The 18,108-nt window shown below is 71.5% G+C and carries 13 protein-coding genes and 1 pseudogene; 8 read left to right on the top strand and 6 right to left on the bottom strand.

The features are described from left to right. Window positions 1-173: 173 nt before the first annotated feature. From CLV40_RS32010 to CLV40_RS31990, 5 genes are all read left to right on the top strand, one after another. On the top strand, window positions 174-728 hold the full coding sequence (locus tag CLV40_RS32010; protein WP_181043869.1) for a Uma2 family endonuclease: 555 nt from the start codon (window positions 174-176) through the stop codon (window positions 726-728). Further along, the gene (locus CLV40_RS32005; protein ID WP_245931692.1) at window positions 725-3,973 is read left to right on the top strand and encodes an ATP-dependent helicase; all 3,249 of its coding nucleotides are present in this window, start codon (window positions 725-727) and stop codon (window positions 3,971-3,973) included. The genes CLV40_RS32010 and CLV40_RS32005 overlap by 4 nt, the downstream gene beginning before the upstream one ends. A 58-nt stretch (window positions 3,974-4,031) precedes the next feature. Further along, entirely contained in the window at window positions 4,032-5,375 is a 1,344-nt protein-coding gene (locus CLV40_RS32000) for a ribosomal protein L7/L12 (protein ID WP_181043868.1), read from the top strand. 120 nt (window positions 5,376-5,495) lie between these two features. After that, window positions 5,496-6,557 (top strand): potassium channel family protein, encoded by a 1,062-nt coding sequence (locus tag CLV40_RS31995; protein ID WP_104482776.1) that lies wholly within the window; start codon window positions 5,496-5,498, stop codon window positions 6,555-6,557. Between the two features lie 29 nt (window positions 6,558-6,586). After that, entirely contained in the window at window positions 6,587-6,985 is a 399-nt protein-coding gene (locus CLV40_RS31990; protein ID WP_104482745.1) for a hypothetical protein, read from the top strand. A gap of 192 nt (window positions 6,986-7,177) precedes the next feature. Here the strand turns inward: CLV40_RS31990 and CLV40_RS31985 are convergent, their stop codons facing one another. From CLV40_RS31985 to CLV40_RS31970, 4 genes are all read right to left on the bottom strand, one after another. Beyond that, a complete protein-coding gene (locus CLV40_RS31985; RefSeq protein ID WP_104482744.1) occupies window positions 7,178-8,536 on the bottom strand; it encodes a M16 family metallopeptidase in 1,359 nt (452 codons plus the stop codon). A gap of 40 nt (window positions 8,537-8,576) precedes the next feature. After that, window positions 8,577-9,860 (bottom strand): M16 family metallopeptidase, encoded by a 1,284-nt coding sequence (locus CLV40_RS31980; protein WP_104482743.1) that lies wholly within the window; start codon window positions 9,858-9,860, stop codon window positions 8,577-8,579. Window positions 9,861-9,968: 108 nt separating this feature from the next. Beyond that, window positions 9,969-11,429: a hypothetical protein gene (locus CLV40_RS31975; protein WP_146108321.1), complete on the bottom strand. Its 1,461-nt coding sequence runs from the start codon at window positions 11,427-11,429 to the stop codon at window positions 9,969-9,971. A gap of 139 nt (window positions 11,430-11,568) precedes the next feature. Continuing rightward, window positions 11,569-13,290 (bottom strand): DUF2207 family protein, encoded by a 1,722-nt coding sequence (locus CLV40_RS31970; RefSeq protein ID WP_181043867.1) that lies wholly within the window; start codon window positions 13,288-13,290, stop codon window positions 11,569-11,571. Between the two features lie 131 nt (window positions 13,291-13,421). Between CLV40_RS31970 and CLV40_RS31965 the strand changes: the two genes are divergently transcribed. The 3 genes and pseudogenes from CLV40_RS31965 to CLV40_RS39960 form a co-directional block, all read left to right on the top strand. Beyond that, window positions 13,422-14,594 carry a neutral zinc metallopeptidase gene (locus CLV40_RS31965; RefSeq protein WP_181043866.1) on the top strand — a complete coding sequence of 391 codons (1,173 nt, stop codon included), beginning with the start codon at window positions 13,422-13,424 and terminating at the stop codon, window positions 14,592-14,594. A 343-nt stretch (window positions 14,595-14,937) separates the two neighbouring features. Then, window positions 14,938-15,924, top strand: coding sequence for an NAD(+) diphosphatase (nudC, locus tag CLV40_RS31960; RefSeq protein WP_104482740.1), 987 nt, complete (start codon window positions 14,938-14,940; stop codon window positions 15,922-15,924). A gap of 147 nt (window positions 15,925-16,071) precedes the next feature. Continuing rightward, window positions 16,072-16,191 (top strand): annotated as a pseudogene (locus CLV40_RS39960) (IS481 family transposase); the annotation flags it as partial. Window positions 16,192-16,209: 18 nt separating this feature from the next. On the opposite strand, the gene CLV40_RS31955 reads toward CLV40_RS39960, so the two are convergent. Together CLV40_RS31955 and CLV40_RS31950 are read right to left on the bottom strand one after the other, a co-directional pair. Next, window positions 16,210-17,553: a GntP family permease gene (locus tag CLV40_RS31955; protein ID WP_374066429.1), complete on the bottom strand. Its 1,344-nt coding sequence runs from the start codon at window positions 17,551-17,553 to the stop codon at window positions 16,210-16,212. Further along, a complete protein-coding gene (locus CLV40_RS31950; RefSeq protein WP_104482738.1) occupies window positions 17,553-18,062 on the bottom strand; it encodes a gluconokinase in 510 nt (169 codons plus the stop codon). The genes CLV40_RS31955 and CLV40_RS31950 overlap by 1 nt, the downstream gene beginning before the upstream one ends. Between the last annotated feature and the right edge of the window lie 46 nt (window positions 18,063-18,108).

Genomic DNA, 18,108 nt, shown 5'->3' with positions numbered 1-18,108 from the left:
CCGACGGCTTCCCGCTAGCTTCGCCGTTCATGAAGACGCATCGACAGGATGCCGGGGGCGAAGGACCCGGTCGCCGAGCCGCCGCGGTCCGCGCTCCCGCCGCTGTCCCGAAGTCGGGTGATCGACAGGGGCAGAACGGGAAAACCGACCTTTCGCGAGGTAGATTGACGCTCGTGAGTTCGAGTCCGGTCCACCGCGCGGGGCGCCGTTACACGGTGCGCCAGTTCACGGCGCTGCGCCCCGACGAACGCCACCGGTACGAACTCGACGAAGGTGCCCTCTCCGTGAGCCCACCCCCCGCGCCCCTGCACATGCGGGTGCTCGGCAGGCTGTTCGCCCGGGTCGAAGCGCAGGTCCCCGCTGATCTCGCGGTGTTCCTGGAGATCGGGGTGGAGCTGCCGGGTTCCACCGTGCGCGTGCCGGATCTGTCCGTGACCGCGGCCGGGATCGATCTCGGCTCGCCGTTGGTGAACGCCGCGGACGTCCGCTTGGTCGTCGAGGTCGTCTCGCCCGGTTCCCGGCGGATCGACCGGCTCCGCAAGCCCGCGCAGTACGCGCGCGCCGGGATCCGGCACTTCTGGCTCGTCGAGCCGGAACCGCCGGTCACCGTGACCGCTTACACGCTGGTCGCGGGTGGGTACAAGGAGTCGCTGCACGTCGTGGGCGGCACCCTCGAGGTCGCCGACCCGTGCCCGCTGCGCCTCGACCTGGACTGCCTCGCGCCTTGAGTCTACCGCTGCCCGGGTTGGCGCTGGTCAGCCCCAGGGAACTCGCCGAGGAACTCGGGTTGCCCGCGCCGACGCGGGAGCAGGCCGAGGTCATCGCGGCGCCGCCGGAGCCCGCGCTGGTGGTGGCGGGGGCCGGTGCCGGGAAGACCGAGACCATGGCCGGGCGCGTGGTCTGGTTGGTGGCCAACGGGTTGGTCACGCCGGACCGGGTGCTGGGGCTCACGTTCACCCGCAAGGCCGCCCGTCAGCTGGCCGACCGGGTGCGCGCCCGGCTGCGCAGGCTCGCCGGGTCGCGGCTGCTCGACCGGCTCGACCCCACCGGCGAGCGCAAGGCCGCCGTGTTCGCCGGGGAACCGACGATCCTCACCTACCACGCCTACGCGGGCAGGCTCGTCGCCGAGCACGGCCTCCGGCTCCCCGTGGAGCCCGGCGCGCGGCTGCTCACCGAGACCGCCTCCTGGCAGACCGCGCACCGCGTGGTCGCCACCTGGGGCCAGGACCTCGACACCGACTACGTCCCCGCCACCGTCACCCAGTACGTCCTCGCGCTCGCCGGTGAACTGGCCGAGCACCTCGTCGACCCGGAAGACCTGACCCGGCACGCCCTGGCCGTCGCCGCCGCCATCGAGGACGCGCCCCGGGCCAAGGGGCAGCGCGCGGACCTCAGCCAGGACCTGCGGAAGGTCGTCGTCACCCAGCGCTTCCGCCTGGCCCTGCTGCCGCTGGTCGCCGCCTACGCCGACCGCAAGCGCCGGGACGGCGCGCTGGACTTCGGCGACCAGATGTCGCTCGCCGCGCGCCTGGCCGCCGGGCACCCCGAGGTCGTGCGCGGGGAACGCGACCGGTTCGGCGCCGTGCTGCTCGACGAGTACCAGGACACCGGCCACTCGCAGCGCGTGCTGCTGCGCTCCCTGTTCGGCAGCTCCCTGGAGTACCCCGACGCCGACCCCATGCCGGTCACCGCCGTCGGCGACCCCGCCCAGGCCATCTACGGCTGGCGCGGCGCCAGCGCGGCCAACCTGCCCCGGTTCACCACCGACTTCCCGCAGAAGCACCGCGGCCGCAAGGCCCCCGCCGCCCGCTACGGCCTGCTCACCAGCTTCCGCAACCCGCCCGAGGTGCTCGACCTCGCCAACGCCGTCTCCGCCCCCCTGCGCTCCAAGGGACTCGAGGTCGACGAGCTGCGCGCCCGCGAAGGCGCGCCTGCGGGCGACATCCGGATCGCGCTTTTGTCCGATGTAGACACCGAGGTGCGGTGGATCGCCGACCAGGTCGCGAAACGCTGGTACGCCGGCGTCGAGGAACACGGGAAGCCGCCGACCACGGCGGTCCTGGTCCGGCGCCGCGCCGACATGACCGACCTCGCCGTCGCCCTGCGCGAACGCGGACTGCCCGTCGAGGTCGTCGGCCTCGGTGGCCTGCTCGACGAACCCGAGGTGCGCGACCTGGTCAGCGCACTGCGGGTGCTGATCGACCCGCTCGCGGGCACCGCCGCCGCCCGGCTGCTCACCGGGTCCCGTTGGCGCGTCGGCGCCGCCGACCTGGCCGCGCTCTGGCGGCGCGCGGGAGCTCTGGCCGGTGCGTACGCGACCGAACCCGGTGCCCTGGTCCCCGGGGAGGGTGCCGAGCAGGCCGGGCTGGTCGACGCGATCGACGACCCCGGTCCGCGCGAGACCTACTCCGAACCCGGCTACCAGCGGGTCCGTGCCCTCGGGCACGAGCTGACCATGCTGCGCCGCAGGCTCGACCAGCCGCTGCCGGAACTGGTCGCCGACGTCGAGCGGACCATGCTGCTCGACATCGAGGCCACCGCGCGCCGGGGCGGCGCGGGCCGCGCCCACCTCGACGCCTTCGCCGACGTGGTCGCCGACTACGCGCAGGCCAGCCCGTCGGCCAGCCTCGCGGCCCTGCTCGACTACCTGGCCACCGCCGAGAGCGCCGAGGACGGGCTGGAACCCGGCGAGGTCGAGGTCGCCGAGGACCGGGTGCAGATCGTCACCGTGCACTCGGCGAAGGGGTTGGAGTGGGAGGTCGTGGCCGTCCCACACCTGGTCCAGGACGTGTTCCCCAGTGGCAGGCGCGGCGGCAGCTGGCTGCGCACGGTCACCGAGCTGCCCGCCGACCTGCGCGGTGACGCCGCGGACCTGCCGAGGTTGAACCTGGCGGGCGCGGCGAACCGCAAGGAGGTCGAGGAGGCGCTGAAGATCCACAACGAGGAGTTCGCCGACCGCGGCCTGCTGGAGGAGCGGCGGCTGTTCTACGTCGCGCTGACCCGTTCCGAGCGGTCGCTGCTGGTCTCCGGCCACTGGTGGGCCCGCACGGGCGGCAAACCCCGCGGCCCGTCGGACTTCCTCACCGAACTCGCCGACTACCCGGACCTCGTCGACACGTGGGTCGAGGAACCCGAGGAGGACGCGGAGAACCCGTTGGCCGCGGTGGTGAAGTCCGCGCAGTTCCCCGCTGACCCGTTGCGCGGCAGGCGGTCCGATGTGGCCACCGGTGCCGCCATGGTCCGCGCCGAGCTGGCCGCGCTGCGCGCCGGGCACGAGTTCGACGACGACCCGGACGACGCCGACGGCTGGGTCCGCGACACCGACGTGCTGCTCGCCGAACGCGCCGCCGCCGGGCACCGCGAGGAGATCACGCTGCCCGACCACCTCACCGTCAGCCAGCTCGTGGAGCTGGCCGCCGACCCGGAGCGGTTGGCCCGCAAGCTGCGCAGGCCGCTGCCGTACCCGCCGAACCCGGTGGCCCGGCGCGGCACCGCCTTCCACGCCTGGCTGGAGCGCCGCTTCGGCTCCCGCGCCCTGCTCGACCTCGACGAGCTGCCCGGCGCGGCCGACGACGAGGCCGCCCCCGACACGGATCTCGAGGTGCTGCGCGTGGCCTTCCTGCGCAGCGACTGGGCGGGCCGCACCCCGCACGAGGTCGAGGTCCCGTTCTCCACCGAGATCGACGGCGTCGGCGTGCGGGGCCGGATGGACGCGGTGTTCCTCGACCCGGACGGCGGCTGGACCGTCGTCGACTGGAAGACCGGGCGGGTGCCGGAGGCGGACGTCCTGCCCGCGCTCAGCGTCCAGCTGGCCGCGTACCGGCTCGCGTGGGCGAGCCTGTCCGGTGTGCCGCTGGACCAGGTGCGGGCCGCGTTCCACTACGTCCGCCACAACACGACGCTGCGCCCGGTCGACCTGCTCGACGCCGACGGCCTGCGCGCCCTGCTGCGCTCGGTCCCTCACGCCACGTAACGGCCTGCCGGTCCGGGCGATCTAGAGTGGCGTGCGGCCGGAGCAGGGGAGGGCACCAGTGGCGAACGGCGACATCTCGGGGTACCGCAACGACGAACCGTCCCCGAACGACTTGCTCGACCGCGAGAAGATCGCCCGCGCGCTGGCCAACACGGTCCAGGTCTGCGAGACCCCGCTGGTGGTGGGCATCTACGGTTCCTGGGGCACCGGCAAGACCACGCTGATGGAACTGGTCCGCAAGAAGCTGGAGGGCGACAAGGTCCCCACCATCTGGTTCGACCCGTGGCGCCACCAGTTCGACGACAACCCGGTCGTGGCGCTGCTGCACACCATGGTGGACAAGGTCGTCGACCGCAAGCGCGGCAAGGAGCTGCTCACAGCCATCGCGAGCGCGCTCACCGACTCGGTCATCACGGCGGCACCGCTGTTCCACGAACTCAGCGACTTCCACGCCTACAAGGCCGAGTACGAGGAAAGCCTCTTCGAGGTCCGCGAGCGCCGGGTCCAGCTGCGCGAGAGCTTCGCCAAGCTGATGCGCGCGGCCACCAACGACGGCGAGGTGCGGCTGGTCTTCTTCATCGACGACCTGGACCGCTGCCTGCCGAAATCGATCCTCAAGACGCTGGAAGCGCTGAAGCTGTTCCTCAACATGCCCGGCTGCGTCTACGTGCTCGGCGTGGACCGGGAGGCGCTGGAGAACAGCATCAACACCACCTACAGCGACCGCAACATCGCCGAGCAGTACCTGGACAAGATCGTGCAGGTGCCGTTCACCCTGCCGCCGGTGTCCACCGGGTCCACGATCGAGTTCGTCCGCTCCCTGCTGCCCGATGGCCTGCACGACATCGCCGAGGACATCGTCGCGGGCCTGGGCACCAACCCCCGCCGCATCAAGCGGTTCGTCAACTCCCTGGTGCTCAACCACGAACTGGCCAAGCAGACCTTCGCCGACCAGGCCTACAACGCCAAGCTGCTGGCGGCGCTGCTGGTCGTGCAGTACCAGCGCCCGAAGCTCTACCGGCGGCTCGCCGAGGACCGGCTGGTGCTGCTGGAGGGCGCGGAACTCGACAAGGTCGACGCCGGGACCGCCAACGACCCGATGGTGCGCAGGCTCGTCACGGAGGTGGAGCGCGACCCCAGCGCACTGGACGGGTACGTCTTCCTGTCGACGGTCGCGGGCGTCCGGCCGGTCGAGTTCGACGTGGTGGTCACCAAGGTCGGCGAGTACCGGATCAACGTCATCAAGGTGATCCGGGAGCACAGCGACATCGGGCTGAAGGAGGCCAGGGACCTGGTCGACAGCCAACCCCCGATCCTGGTGGCGAGCGGCCTGAGCCGGGCGGCGGCGGAGGAATTGGTGGAGCAGATCCGGGCCGTCGACGGCCAGGCCGAGATCCGCTGACCGGTCACCTGGTGTGAAGCCGCTGGTCGTGTGGCTGACGGCGAGCCGTGGGGCGCGCGGGCGGGGTGGCGGATAACCTTCCGCACGTGAGCCGGACCGTGTCGGGGGAGAGTTGTGGTGATCAGGCCTAAACGGGCGACCGACGACCTGACGGCGCGGGCCGAGCACGACCTGGTCGGGATCATCCGGATGCCGGAGAGCAGCGTCTCCCCGGTCACCTCGATCCTGCGGCGGATCGTGTGGGCGGTGCTCGCGCTGTTCGCGGCCGTGCTGCTGGTCTACCTCGACCGCGACGGGTACCGCGACGTCAACGAGGACGGCATCTCGTTCCTCGACGCGATCTACTACGCCACGGTGTCGCTCTCGACCACCGGCTACGGCGACATCACCCCGGCCAGCGACTCCGCGCGGCTGATCAACATCCTGGTGATCACGCCGCTGCGCATCCTCTTCCTCATCGTGCTGGTCGGCACCACCCTGGCGGTGCTGACCGAGCGCTCCCGGCAGGCATTCAAGATCCAAAGGTGGAGGTCGAAGGTGCGGGACCACGTGGTCGTCGTCGGCTACGGCACCAAGGGGCGGTCCGCGGTCAGCGCGGTGCTCTCCGACGGCGTGGAGCCGAGCCGGATCGTCGTCGTCGACACCGACCAGGCCATGCTCGACGCGGCCTCGCTGCTCGGCCTGGTCACGGTGCACGGCTCCGGCACCCGCTCGGACGTGCTGCGGGTCGCGGGCGTGCCCCGGGCCAAGTCGATCGTGGTCGCGGCCAGCCGCGACGACTCGGCGGTGCTGATCACCCTCACCGCCCGCGAGATGGCGCCGAACGCGCAGATCGTGGCGGCCGTGCGGGAGACCGAGAACGTGCACCTGCTGCGCCAGTCCGGCGCCAACCAGGTCGTGGTGTCGAGCGAGACCGCGGGCAGGCTGCTCGGCATGGCCACGCACACCCCGACCGTCGTCGACATGGTCGAGGACCTGATCACGCCCGACGAGGGCCTGGCCATCGCCGAACGCGAGGTCGAGCAGACCGAGGTCGGTGGCTCGCCCCGGCACCTGCCCGACATCGTGCTGGGCCTGGTCCGCGCCGGGAAGCTCTACCGGGTCGACTCCTCGGAGGCCGACGCGATCGAGTCCGGTGACCGCCTCCTCTACATCCGCAAGGTCACCCCGGCCGAAGACTGACCCCTTGCGCGGTCTGCGACCATCCGGGGATGCGCTCCCCGACGACCCGACTGCTGGTGGCCGCGGCCGCCAGCGTGGTGGTCGCCTTGGCGTTCGCGCTGCTCGGGTTGCTGGGCCACTGGTCGGCGGGCGGCAGCCCCGGCACGGTGGTGGAAGCCGAGGTGGTGACGGGCGCGGCGTGCACCGGGGGCGGCCCGGAACGAGTCCGCCTGCCGACCGGCGGAGTGTCCGAACTGGACGCCTGCGGGCACCAGGCCGGTGAGCGCGTCCGGGTGGCCGTCGGTGACGTGGTGCGCCTGGGCGACGCGACGGCCGGGGCAACCGTGGACCTGCGACCGGTGGGCGTGGTCCTGCTGATCTTCGCAGGCGTCGGCGGCGGCTGGCTCGCGGGCTTCTGCTTCCCACCCGTCCGGCGAAGACCCACCTGACCGCAGCCGGACTCGCCGCCGACCCGCTCGGTTTGGCGAACCCGCCGTGGGCGACGACGAACGAGCGGGCGGCCAGGAAGATGGCGGCTTCACGCCAGACCGACCACGACGAGGCGCCGAGGGGCGTGGCCTGAGCAGTGGGCGTTCCGTGGGTGGGCGGTGCCTGCGCGCGGCCCACCCACGGCACACCCGCTACTCGGGGAAGGTCACGCCGCCGAGGTGCTTGAGGGGGGCGAGTATTTCGACGTCGCCGACGACCACGCCGGTGAACCGGTTCGGGGCGAAGAACTCCTGGGCGGCTGCCGCAACCTGCTCCGGCGTGACGGCTTTGAGGCGGTCCGGGTGGCCGACCAGCCAGTCCAGGCCCAGGCCCAGCACGGCCAGGGAGGCCAGCTGGGAGGCGATGCCGCCCTGGGATGAGGTGCTGGTCAGCAGCGAGCCGATGGCGTACTGCCGCACCGTGTCCACTTCGGACTCGGTGAGCCCGCCGATGGCCAGCTTGCCCAGCTCGTACCTGATCTCCAGCAGGGCCGCGGCGGTGACGTCGCTGGCCGTGTCGGTGTCGATCAGCAGGGTGGCGCCGTCCGGGGTGAACTCGGGGTAGGACCGGGCGTGGTAGGTGTAGCCCTTGTCCTCCCGGATGTTCTCCACCAGCCGCGAGGAGAAGAAACCGCCGAAGGCCAGGTTGGCCAGTTGCAGGGCCGGGTAGCGGGGGTCGGTCCGGGTGATGGACTGGGCCGTCAGCCGGATCTGCGACTGGACCGCGCCCGGCCGGGAGACCACCAGCAGGTCGCCCGGGGTCAGGTGCGGCAGCGCGGGCAGCACCGCGGCGGACCGGTCCGACTCCCAGCCCGCGAGCGCCGCGGCCGCCTGCTCGACGGCCCGGGCGGGCTCGACGTCGCCGACCACGACCAGCACCGACCCCCGGGGCAGCACGGCCTTCGCGTGCAGGGCGCGCACGTCCGCGGCCGTCACCCCGGCCACGTCCGCTGCCTCCGGGATCTCCCGGGTGATCGGGTGGTCGCCGTAGCGGTGGCGCTGCAGCGCCAGGCGGGCGATCACGTTGGGCTTCGAGCGGGCCACCGTGATCCGCTCGATCAGTCTGGCCTTCTCGCCCGCGACCTCGTCGTCGGCGTGGACCGCGCCGGTCAGCGCGTCCGCCAGCACCGCCAGCACCGTGCCGAAGCCGGTGGCCAGCGCGTTGCCGCCGATGGAGAGCAGCTCCGGGTCGACCGCGGCCGACAGCTCACCGCCCACCAGGGCCAACTCGGTGTCGACGCCCACCCGGTCGCGCTTGGCGGTGCCGGTGAGGATGGTGGCGGCCAGCACCTCGGCCGTGGCCGCGTGCGCGGCCTCCGCGCCCGCGAAGGGGACGCGCAGCCGCAGCTCGACCATCGGGACGGTGGGCTGGTGCACGGCGATCACGCGCAGGCCGTTGGGCAGCACCGTGTCCACAGAGGACAGGTTGGTGGCCGCGCGCTGCTCGCCGAGCGCGGGGAGGGGGCGGGGACCGGTTTCGGTGCGCCCGATCTCCTCGGCGGTGCGGCTCACTGGTCTCCTCCTGCGGACTTCTCGGTTGTCGACTCGTAGCTCACCGCGCACCGCCGGACGGGGTGACGGTGAGGATGGCCCGGCTGTCCGGGCGCAGCGTCTTGGCCGCGGCGGACACCGCGTCGGGGGTGACGGCCTTGATCTTCTCCGGCAGCTCGTAGACCAGCGACGGGTTGCCGTAGAGCAGTTCGAACGCGCCCAGCGCCAGGGTTCGGCTGACGATCCGGTCGTGCTCCTTGTGCAGGCTCGCCGCCCAGCGCGCGGTGACCTTCGCCAGCTCGGCGGGGTCGGGTGGGGTGGCGGCCAGCTTCTCCAGCTCGGAGTCGACCGCGGCGAGGACCGTGTCCAGGTCGACCTCCGGCGAGTACATCGCGGAGATGGTGAACGTGTCCGGGTCGCGCGCCTCGAACGGGCCGAACATGCCGCAGCCCGCGCTGACCTCGCTGACCAGCTGCTCGCCGTAGACCAGGCGCTGCTGCAGGCGGGAGCCGTCGCCGTCGGTGAGCACGCCCGCGAGCACCAGGAACGCCAGGTACGCGTCCAACTCGTCGACCGGGTCCGGGATGCGGTAGCCGATGGCGACCGCGGGCAGCGGGGCCAGCGGGTCCGGGTGGTCGGCGCGCACCTCGGCGGCGGGCGGCGGCTCGGCGAACGACGGCCGTTGCGGGCGCGGGCGGGCGGGCACGTCACCGAAGTGCTTCTCGATGAGCGCCTTGGCGCCGTCGATCGTGAAGTCGCCCGCGACGGTGAGCACCGCGTTGGCCGGGGCGTAGTAGGTGTCGAAGAACGCCGCGCAGTCGGCGACCGTCGCCTGCTCCAGGTCCTCGAAGCCGCCGTAGCCGTTGTGCGCGTTGGGGAAGGTGTCGAACAGGACCGGCGGCAGCAGGATCCAGGGGAACCCGCCGTACGGGCGGTTGAGCACGTTGAGCCGGATCTCCTCCTTCACCACGTCGATCTGGTTGCGCAGGTTCTCCTCGGTGAGCTTCGGCGCGCGCATCCGGTCGGCTTCCAGGAACAGCGCCCGTTCCAGCGCGGCGCTGGGCAGGACTTCGAAGTAATCCGTGTAGTCCGGGTGGGTGGAGCCGTTGAACGTGCCGCCGGAGGACTGGACGTGGCGGAAGTGCGCCAGCTTCTCGAGGCTCTCGCTGCCCTGGAACATCAGGTGCTCGAACAGGTGCGCGAACCCGGTCCGACCCTCGGGCTCGGAGCGGAAGCCCACGTCGTAGTGCACGCTGACGCCGACGACCGGCGACGTGTCGTCCGGTGCCAGGACGACCCGCAGGCCGTTGGCGAGGGTGTACCTGTGCGGCTGGGAGACGGTCACACCCCGGAGCCTACGGGAGACGCGCCACAGGCGGACACCAAGCGGTGCCCGCCTGTGGATAACTCGGTGTGCCGGTTTTGCCGACCCCGGACCGATACCCCGGACCGGTTAGCCCTGTCCGGCCGCCCGCCTGCGCCGCACGACGATCAGCAGCGCGGTGCCGCCGCCGAGCGCGGCCAGGCCGAGGAGCACCATGCCGCCGACGGCGACACCGGTGACCGGGAGCCCGCCGTCCGGGGACGTGCCGCCGTCGCCCGGGGGCACCGGCGCGGCCGAGGTGGTGACGGCCGGGGTCGATTCCTGCGGCTGCGACGGCTCCGTCGGCTTGGGGGTCGTAGTGGTGTCCGGGGTGGACACCGTGGTGGTCGGCTGCGGGGTGTCCTTTGCACAGTCCACGGTGAACTTCTCCGTGGTGTCGAGGCCGCCGCCGGTCAGGTGCGCGGTGTAGACGCCGTCCTCGAAGAGTCCGACGTGGCGCGTCCACCGGTAGACGCCGTCACCGTCGAAGCGGACGGTGGCGTCGAAGCGCGGGGTGCCCTCGATGCTGAACTTGCGCTCGGACGGGTAGGGGCCGACGGCGTAGAAGCGCACGGTCACCACGGAAGCGTCGTCCACGCACCGGGTGGCGACCTGGAGGCCGTCGCGGTCGACCTTCACGTCGGCGCAGTGGTCCACCGACACGCCGGTAACGGCTTCCGTGCCGTCGGACCCCTTGACGACAACCGGGTAGTCGCCCGCCGGGATCCCGCCGAGGTTGACGTTGCCGTGCGAGGCGCCGGGCACGGACACCTTCTTGGTCAACGAGTTCGCGGTGACGGAGTACTCGACGGCCGCGCGGTTCGGGTTGTCGAGCTCGACCCACAGCTGCGCCGGGCTCGTCACGTCCGGCTTGCTGTCGCAGAGCGCGTAGGTGCCGACGCCGGGGGCCTTGTCCGAGGCGCACTTGACGGTGAACTTGCGGACCAGCGGCGTCTCGAAGCCGTCGCCGCGCAGGGTGGCCACGTACTCGCCGTCGTCGTAGAGGTTGTCGGTGATGCTCAGGAAGACCCCGGCCGCGACCTCGACGTTGTAGGCGTACGGGTTGTTGATCTGCAGCGTGTAGTTGCGCACGTCGCCGGTCGCCGGGTTGGCGATCTCGAAGGTGGCCACGCCCCAGCCGCCGCGGCAGGCCACGCTGACGTTCAACTCGCCCTTGGCGGGGTCGAGGTCCTTGCACGGCTTCACCGTCACGGGGAGACCGTCGGACTTCTCGTCCGCGCCCTCGATCTCCACGGTGTACGAGCCGACCGGGACGGGGGTGAACAGCACGCGGTTGACCCCGTGCTCGTCGTCGTAGGTCGACTTCTGCGCCGGTAAGGCGGACCCGGTCAGCCTGACGGTGTAGGGCTCGTCGCGGTCGTCGAGGATCACCTCGACGCCGCTCTTGCCGCCGTCGCACACGCTGACCGCCGTGGCGAGCGTCGGCTGGCCGACCTCGACCGGGTACTCCGGGTCTGCCTGGGCGAGCGCGGGGACGGCCAGCGCCACGAGGGCGACGCTCGCGGCGGCGCCAGCCGCCAGTCTGTGCACGATGGACACCGTGTGACCTCCCGAGACACCCGATCGAGGGTAGACAGAGTGGGCGAAAGGTACACCGAGTGTTTTAGGGCGCGCCAGCGACCCCCTTGTGGGGGTTTACGCAGATCAAGTCGCGTTGTTGTAGCTACTCTCAGTGTTTGCCGAGGATGTCGTCGAGGGTCGCCAGGAAGGTCTGGAACTGGGCGGTGAACCGCTGCAGGTCGGCGGTGGGGTCCTGGGTGGCGTACCAGTAGAGACCGGGTGTGCCATCGGCCGATGGGTCTAGAGCGCCGAAACGGGTCAACCACGCCTCGGTCTCCCCCAACGCGACCGCGTAGGGCAGGGACCGGGAGAAGACCATTTCGCGGTCGGAGGAGGGGACGTCGTCCGCGCGTGCCTTCTGCAGGAAGGCCAAGACACCGCGCACCTGCTGCACGAGCACGCTGCCGCGTTTGGTCCGTGCGGGCACGAAACGGGAACCGAGCAAGAGGCCGAGACCGGCGATACCGACCGCGATACCGAGAAGTGCGGAACCGTCGTTGAGCGCCAAGAGGACGGTGCCCGCGATACCGACGACGAGGAGCGCGATGCCCGCGATTCCCAGACGTCCGATGCCTTGGGGGTGACGGCTGAACCAGTTGCGGGAGACCGCGTCCGCGTAGAGCGCACTACGCGCCTTGGACAGGTCCGGTGGGGTGGAGCGGAGCGAGGACAGGGTGACGGAGCCGGCGCCGTTGGGTAAGAGGGCGTCGTAGACCGCGAGTTCGTACGCGGTCAGGGAGTCGTCGGCCGGGTTGCGTCGGACGATCTGCCAGTCGCTACCCGCCTCGGTGATCCACAGGTAGTTGCGCACCGCGAGGTCGACCACGGTGGCGCTGAGGTCCCGCGCGTCCACCCGCTCGTCGACAACCGTTCCGGCCTGTCCGGGGAGCACACCGTCGGGGGAGGCGAAGGAGACCTGACCGGCGTTGGTGGCTAAGAGGTCCACGGACGGCACCTCGGCCACCAATGCCTTCGCGTCACGCCCACGGGCCGTCCACAACGCGGCGAACCCGCCGAGCAACAGCAGAGCCACCAAGCCGAGACCGCCACCGCCGAGCGGTGTCAACGCGAAGGCGTCGTTCTCCGAACGCTCGAACCTGGCGTTGACCGGCACCATCCCGGAATCGAGATTGGCGGAGAGGTCGATCCGGCCGCCGACCGCCAGGTTCCCCTGCCGGACGCGGAGGATGCCGCCGGAGTCGGTGACCGCGGACTGGCAGGGCTGCTCGGTGCCCGCGGGGCCCGCCAGGCAGACGAAGTCGCGGCCGGGCTTCGGGGTCAGCAGGGAGGCGCGCACCAGCACCAGCACGCTGTCCCAGCCGCTGGCCACCGGCCAGCGGAACTGGAGGCGGTCGCCGAGGTCGGCGATGGCGCCGTCCACGGTGTACCGCACGGTCGACGCGCCCTCGCCGAGGTCGATGGTGAAGGTGTCCGGGGTGATCGCGGTTGTCCCGTTGCCCTGCACGGTCGCGTCGCGCACGGTGAACACCCGGTCGCCGATGCGCAGCGGCGCGGTCCGCTTCATCCGCTGCCGGGCCTGCACGATGACCTGCTCCTGCACCGTGAGGCTGCCGTCGCGCTCCACCTTGAGCTGCACGTTGACGCTGCGCGGCAGCACCGGGGTGGGCACCACGCCGGACGGCCGCGGGTTCGTCGAACCCGGCGCCGGTATCGGCTTGAACGTCGGCGGCACACCGGTCCCGGTCTGCGTGGGGACCGGGAAATCGATGGTCGGCGGGTTCGGCGGCAGCGACGGGAACGACGGCTGCGCCGCGCCGAACGTGATGCCCGCCACCAGCGCCGCGGCGGTGACCCCCCAATTCGTCAACACGGCAGCGAACGATAGTCGAGCGCGCCTATGCTCACCGCCGGTCCGGCCAAATCGGTTGAGGGGAATCCGGGGGAACGATGAACCAGCCGCCGATGGGTCCGTGGTACGGACACGGTCCGTATCCACCGCCGATGCCGGTGGCACCCCCGCCGATGGCCCAGCCGCTGCCGCCCGCGCCCGGTCCGTACGGTCCACAAGGGATGTACTTCGGGTCCGCGCAGCACCCCCGGCAGTACGGGCAGTACGGGCCGCCGCCGGGCTACGCGCCGGTGTGGGCGCCGCCGATGCGGCCGAAGTCCAATACGGGGATGATCGTCGCGATCACGTTGTCGGTGATTCTCTTGGCGGCCACGGGCGTTGTGAGCCTGAATGTGCTCTTACACAAGCCCAAGCGTTCCCATGACGTCGGCTATAGCGCTCCCAGCACCTCGTACACCCCGCCGAGCACCACCACTACGACGACCACAACGGTTGTCGTCACCACGACTACCGCGCCGCGTGCGAGCACGTCCACCACCACTACGGGGACGCGTCAGGCCACTACTACGACGGCTCCGCGGACCACTGCGACGGCGTCGAGGCCGCAGCCGGTGTACGCCACTGTGAACAACCCGTTGTTCATGGGCAACAACAGCACCACAACGGTCACCTGCAACCTGCCCGCGTGGCGCAACGACCCGTCCAGCGCGCACGCCTTCTTCGCGGCGGCCATCCCGTGTTTCGACAAGGCGTGGGCGCCGGTCATGCAACGCGCCAACCTGCCGTACATCTCGCCCAAGTTGGAATCGCCGACGGGCAAGCAGTGGAGCAGCCCGTGCGGTAGCGAGAGCGACGGCGTCGTGGCGGCGTTCTACTGCTCGCAGAACAACACGCTGTACATGCCGTACGAGGGGTTGCAGGCCGACGAGGGCTACGGGGTCGGCAACTACCTGGCGCTGTTCGCCCACGAGTTCGGCCACCACATCCAAGCCATGTCGGGGGTCACCGAAGCCTACTGGAACGCCCGCTACGAGGCGGGGGACCAGACCGCGGCAGGCCTGGAACTGTCCCGCCGCAGCGAACTCCAGGCTTCCTGCTTCGGCGGGATGTGGCTCGCCGCGGGCGCGCGCGGCGGCGGCTCGATCAACAAGGGCCTCGTCGACGTGGCGATCCAGGACGGCTACCACCGCGGCGACTGGCAGGAAGGCGTCCCCCGGGACCACGGCAGCCCGGACCACAACGGCGGGTGGCAGGAGCAGGGCTACACCAAGAACCTGACCTACCAGTGCAACACGTGGAACATCGGTCCGGAGGCGGTTTCCTGAGGCGGCACGCCTCCGGCCCCCGGTATCCATTCTACCGGCCGGGACCGACAGTCCCGGCCGAAGACGATCAAGCCTGTGGACAACTCGGGGCTCGGTGTGGACACCGGCCCGGGCCAGCGGGCGCGGGTCTTGCTGTGGGCACAGGCTCGCTGTGGACCTTGGCTCGCTGGGAATGCGGGTAGCGCATGGGGGCGAGGGCGCGGCATGTGTCTGCGGGCAAGACATGCTGATCCGGCATGGTCGTGAGCGGGTGCGCGGGCTCGGCCGGGGCGTGGACGCGGGTGGCGGTAAGCGGAGGGGAAAGACACAGGCTGTCCCGGGTCGGTTGGTAGAGGATGGGGGCATGACCCAGCCACTGCCGTTCCAGCTGTCCGGTTTGCCGACTCTGTCCAGGTCCGCCGTGGACCGGGACGAGGCTGCCCGCAAGGACGAGGGGCGGCTGGACCAGTTGTGGAAGGTCGGCCAGGTGCTGTTGGTCGACAAGAAGGGCCGGGTCCCGCTGCTCCCCGGCGACACCGCGCTCGCGCTGCGGCCCGCCACGGCCGTCAGCGACTCCCGCCCCCCGGACGCCCGACTCCTCGGGCAGCTCGGGGACGCCGCGTACTGGTCGCTCCACACCGACGCCGACCTGCGCCCGGTGGATCCCCCGCCCGGTAGCTGGGGGTTGTGGATCGGTGCCGAGGACGCCGACGGGGTGCGGTGGCAGGACCTGCGCACGATCGGGGCCCAGCTCAACGATGTGGACGCCGGCCTTTTCACCACCGCCGTCGGACTGGCCAACTGGCACGCCCGCGCGGGCTTCTGCGCCAAGTGCGGGTCTGCCGTGGAGGTCGTGGCCGCCGGGTGGGCGTCGCGCTGCACCGGGTGCGGGCGGGAGGAGTACCCGCGCACCGACCCCGCCGTCATCTGCCTGGTGCACGACGGCGTCGGGGTCAACGGCGAGCAGGTGCTCCTGGCCCGTGGCGCGAACTGGCCCGAGGGGCGGTTCTCCGTCCTGGCCGGGTTCGTCGAGACCGGTGAGTCCCTTGAGGCCTGCGTGCGGCGGGAGATCCTCGAAGAGGTCGGGCTGCGCGTGCGGGACATCCGCTACCTCGGCAGCCAGCCGTGGCCGTTCCCCCGGTCGATCATGCTCGGCTTCACCGCCCGCGCCGACCGCGCGCTGCCGTTCGCCTTGGCGGAGGGGGAGATCGAGGAGGCCCGCTGGGTGTCCCGGGAACAGGTGCGCGCCACCCTCGACGCCGGTGGTGTGCTGGACGACCTGGTGCTGTCCGGGCAGACCTCGATCGCCCGCCAGATGATCGAGAGCTGGGCTAGCTGTACTGACCACTGAGGTTGGGTACGGGGCGACAGGTGATCGGATGATCTTGGTGTGCGGGAGGGCTTGCCGCTGCGGCGGGCGGCGCAACGTCAGGTCGGCGGACGCGACAGCCAACGCACCCCCACCGCCAAGCGCAACGCCTACCGCAACCCGCAGATCGGCTATGGCTTCCCGCACAACGCGGTGGACGACCACTCCCGACTCGCCTACACCGAGATCCTCTCCGAGGAGACCAAGGACTCCGCGATCGCGTTCCGGCGACGAGCGCAAGCGTTCTTCCAGATCAGGTCAGTACAGCTAGAGCAGCAGGCTGAGCGGGTAGATCAGCGCGATGGCGACGACCGAGATGATCGTCTCCATGATCGACCAGGTCTTCACCGTCTGCCCGACCGACAGGCCGAAGGACTCCTTGACCAGCCAGAAGCCCGCGTCGTTCACGTGCGAGAAGAACAGCGAACCCGCGCCGACGGCCAGGGCCAGCAGCGCGGCCTGGGTCGGTGCCATGTCCGCGGCCAAGGGGGCGATGATGCCCGCCGCCGAGATGGTGGCGACCGTGGCCGAGCCGGTGGCCAGGCGGATCGCGACGGCGATCAGCCAGCCCAGCAGCAGCGGGGAGAAGTCGGCGTCCTTGGCCAGACCGGTGATCACGTCACCGATGCCCGCGTCGACCAGCGTCTGCTTGAACCCGCCGCCCGCGCCGACGATGAGCAGCACGCCCGCGATCGGCGGCAGGGAGTCCGAAACCGACTTCGACAGGCCGTCGCGGCCCAGGCCGCGGCCGAGGGCGACCATGCCGACCAGGACCGCCAGCAGCAGCGCGACCAGCGGGGTGCCGAGGAAGTCGAGCACGTGCCGGACCGGGTTGTCCTCGGGGAGCAGGATCTCCGCCAGCGCCTTGCCGAGCATCAGCACGACCGGCAGCAGCACGGTGGTCAGGGTCGCCGCGAAGCTGGGACGCCGTTCCGCGCGCGCTTCCTGCTCCGGCTCCTCCGGCAGCGAGACCGGCGCCCACCGCGCGGCGTAGCGGGCGAACAGGGGACCCGCGATGATCACCGTCGGGATGGCGACCAGCACACCCAGCCCGAGCGTCAGGCCCAGGTTGGCGTGCAGCGCGTCGACCGCGACCAGGGGGCCGGGGTGCGGCGGCACCAGGCCGTGCAGCACCGAGAGGCCCGCCAGCGCCGGGATGGCCAGCAGCATCACCGGCTGACCGCTGCGCCGGGCCACCAGCAGGACGACCGGGATCAGCATGACCAAGCCGATCTCGAAGAACATCGGTAGGCCGATCAGCGCCGCCACCAGCGCCATCGCCCACGGCAGCCGCCGCCCGGACGCGCGGCCGAGGATGGTGTCGACGATCTGGTCGGCGCCACCGGAGTCGGCGAGCAACTTGCCCAGGATCGAGCCGAGCGCGATGAGCACGCCGACACCCGCGACCGTCGAGCCGACGCCCTTGGTGAAGCTCTCGACGAGCTTGGCCACCGGCATCCCGGCCACCAGCCCGAGCAGCCCGGAACCCAGCACCAGCGCCAGGAACGGGTGCAGCCTCAGCTTGGTGATGAGCACGACGATCAGCGCGATGCCGAGCACGGCCGCGCCGATCAGCCGGGCGTCGTGCCCGGTCCAGGCCGCTGCGGTGATCACGGGTTGCCTCCGGTGGGGACGGCCCGCAGCGCGGCCTCGACGAGGTCGGCCGGGGTGGCGGTGGCGTCGAGCCGGACACCGGGCTCGGCGGGGTCCAGCGGCTCGAGGACGGCCAGCTGGGAGTCCAAAAGGGACGCGGGCATGAAGTGGCCGCTGCGGTTGGCCATGCGGTCGGCCAGCAGGGCCCGGGGCGCGTCGAGTTCGACGAAGAAGACGTGGGGCGACGACTCGCGCAGCAGGTCGCGGTAGGCGCGCTTGAGCGCGGAGCAGGTCACCACGCCGCCGCCGGTCGCGGCCCGGTCCCGGATCCAGTCGCCGATGGCGCGCAGCCACGGCCAGCGGTCCTCGTCGGTGAGCGGTGTGCCGGACCGCATCTTGGCGATGTTGGCCGCGCTGTGGAACTCGTCGGCCTCGGCGAGCGGGACACCGAGGGCCCCGGCGACGCCCGCGGCCAGGGTGGTCTTCCCCGAGCCCGACACACCCATCACGACGACCACTGTGTCCATCGACCCAGTGAAGCTCAAAAGTAGTACTTATTCAAGAGTCTGAGAC

Origin of the sequence: Actinokineospora auranticolor, from assembly GCF_002934265.1 — a bacterium.
In the GTDB taxonomy this organism is placed as follows: Bacteria; Actinomycetota; Actinomycetes; order Mycobacteriales; family Pseudonocardiaceae; genus Actinokineospora; species Actinokineospora auranticolor.
The sequence above is the reverse complement of the archived record's forward strand: the minus strand, read 5'-3'. Positions and strand labels throughout refer to the sequence as shown.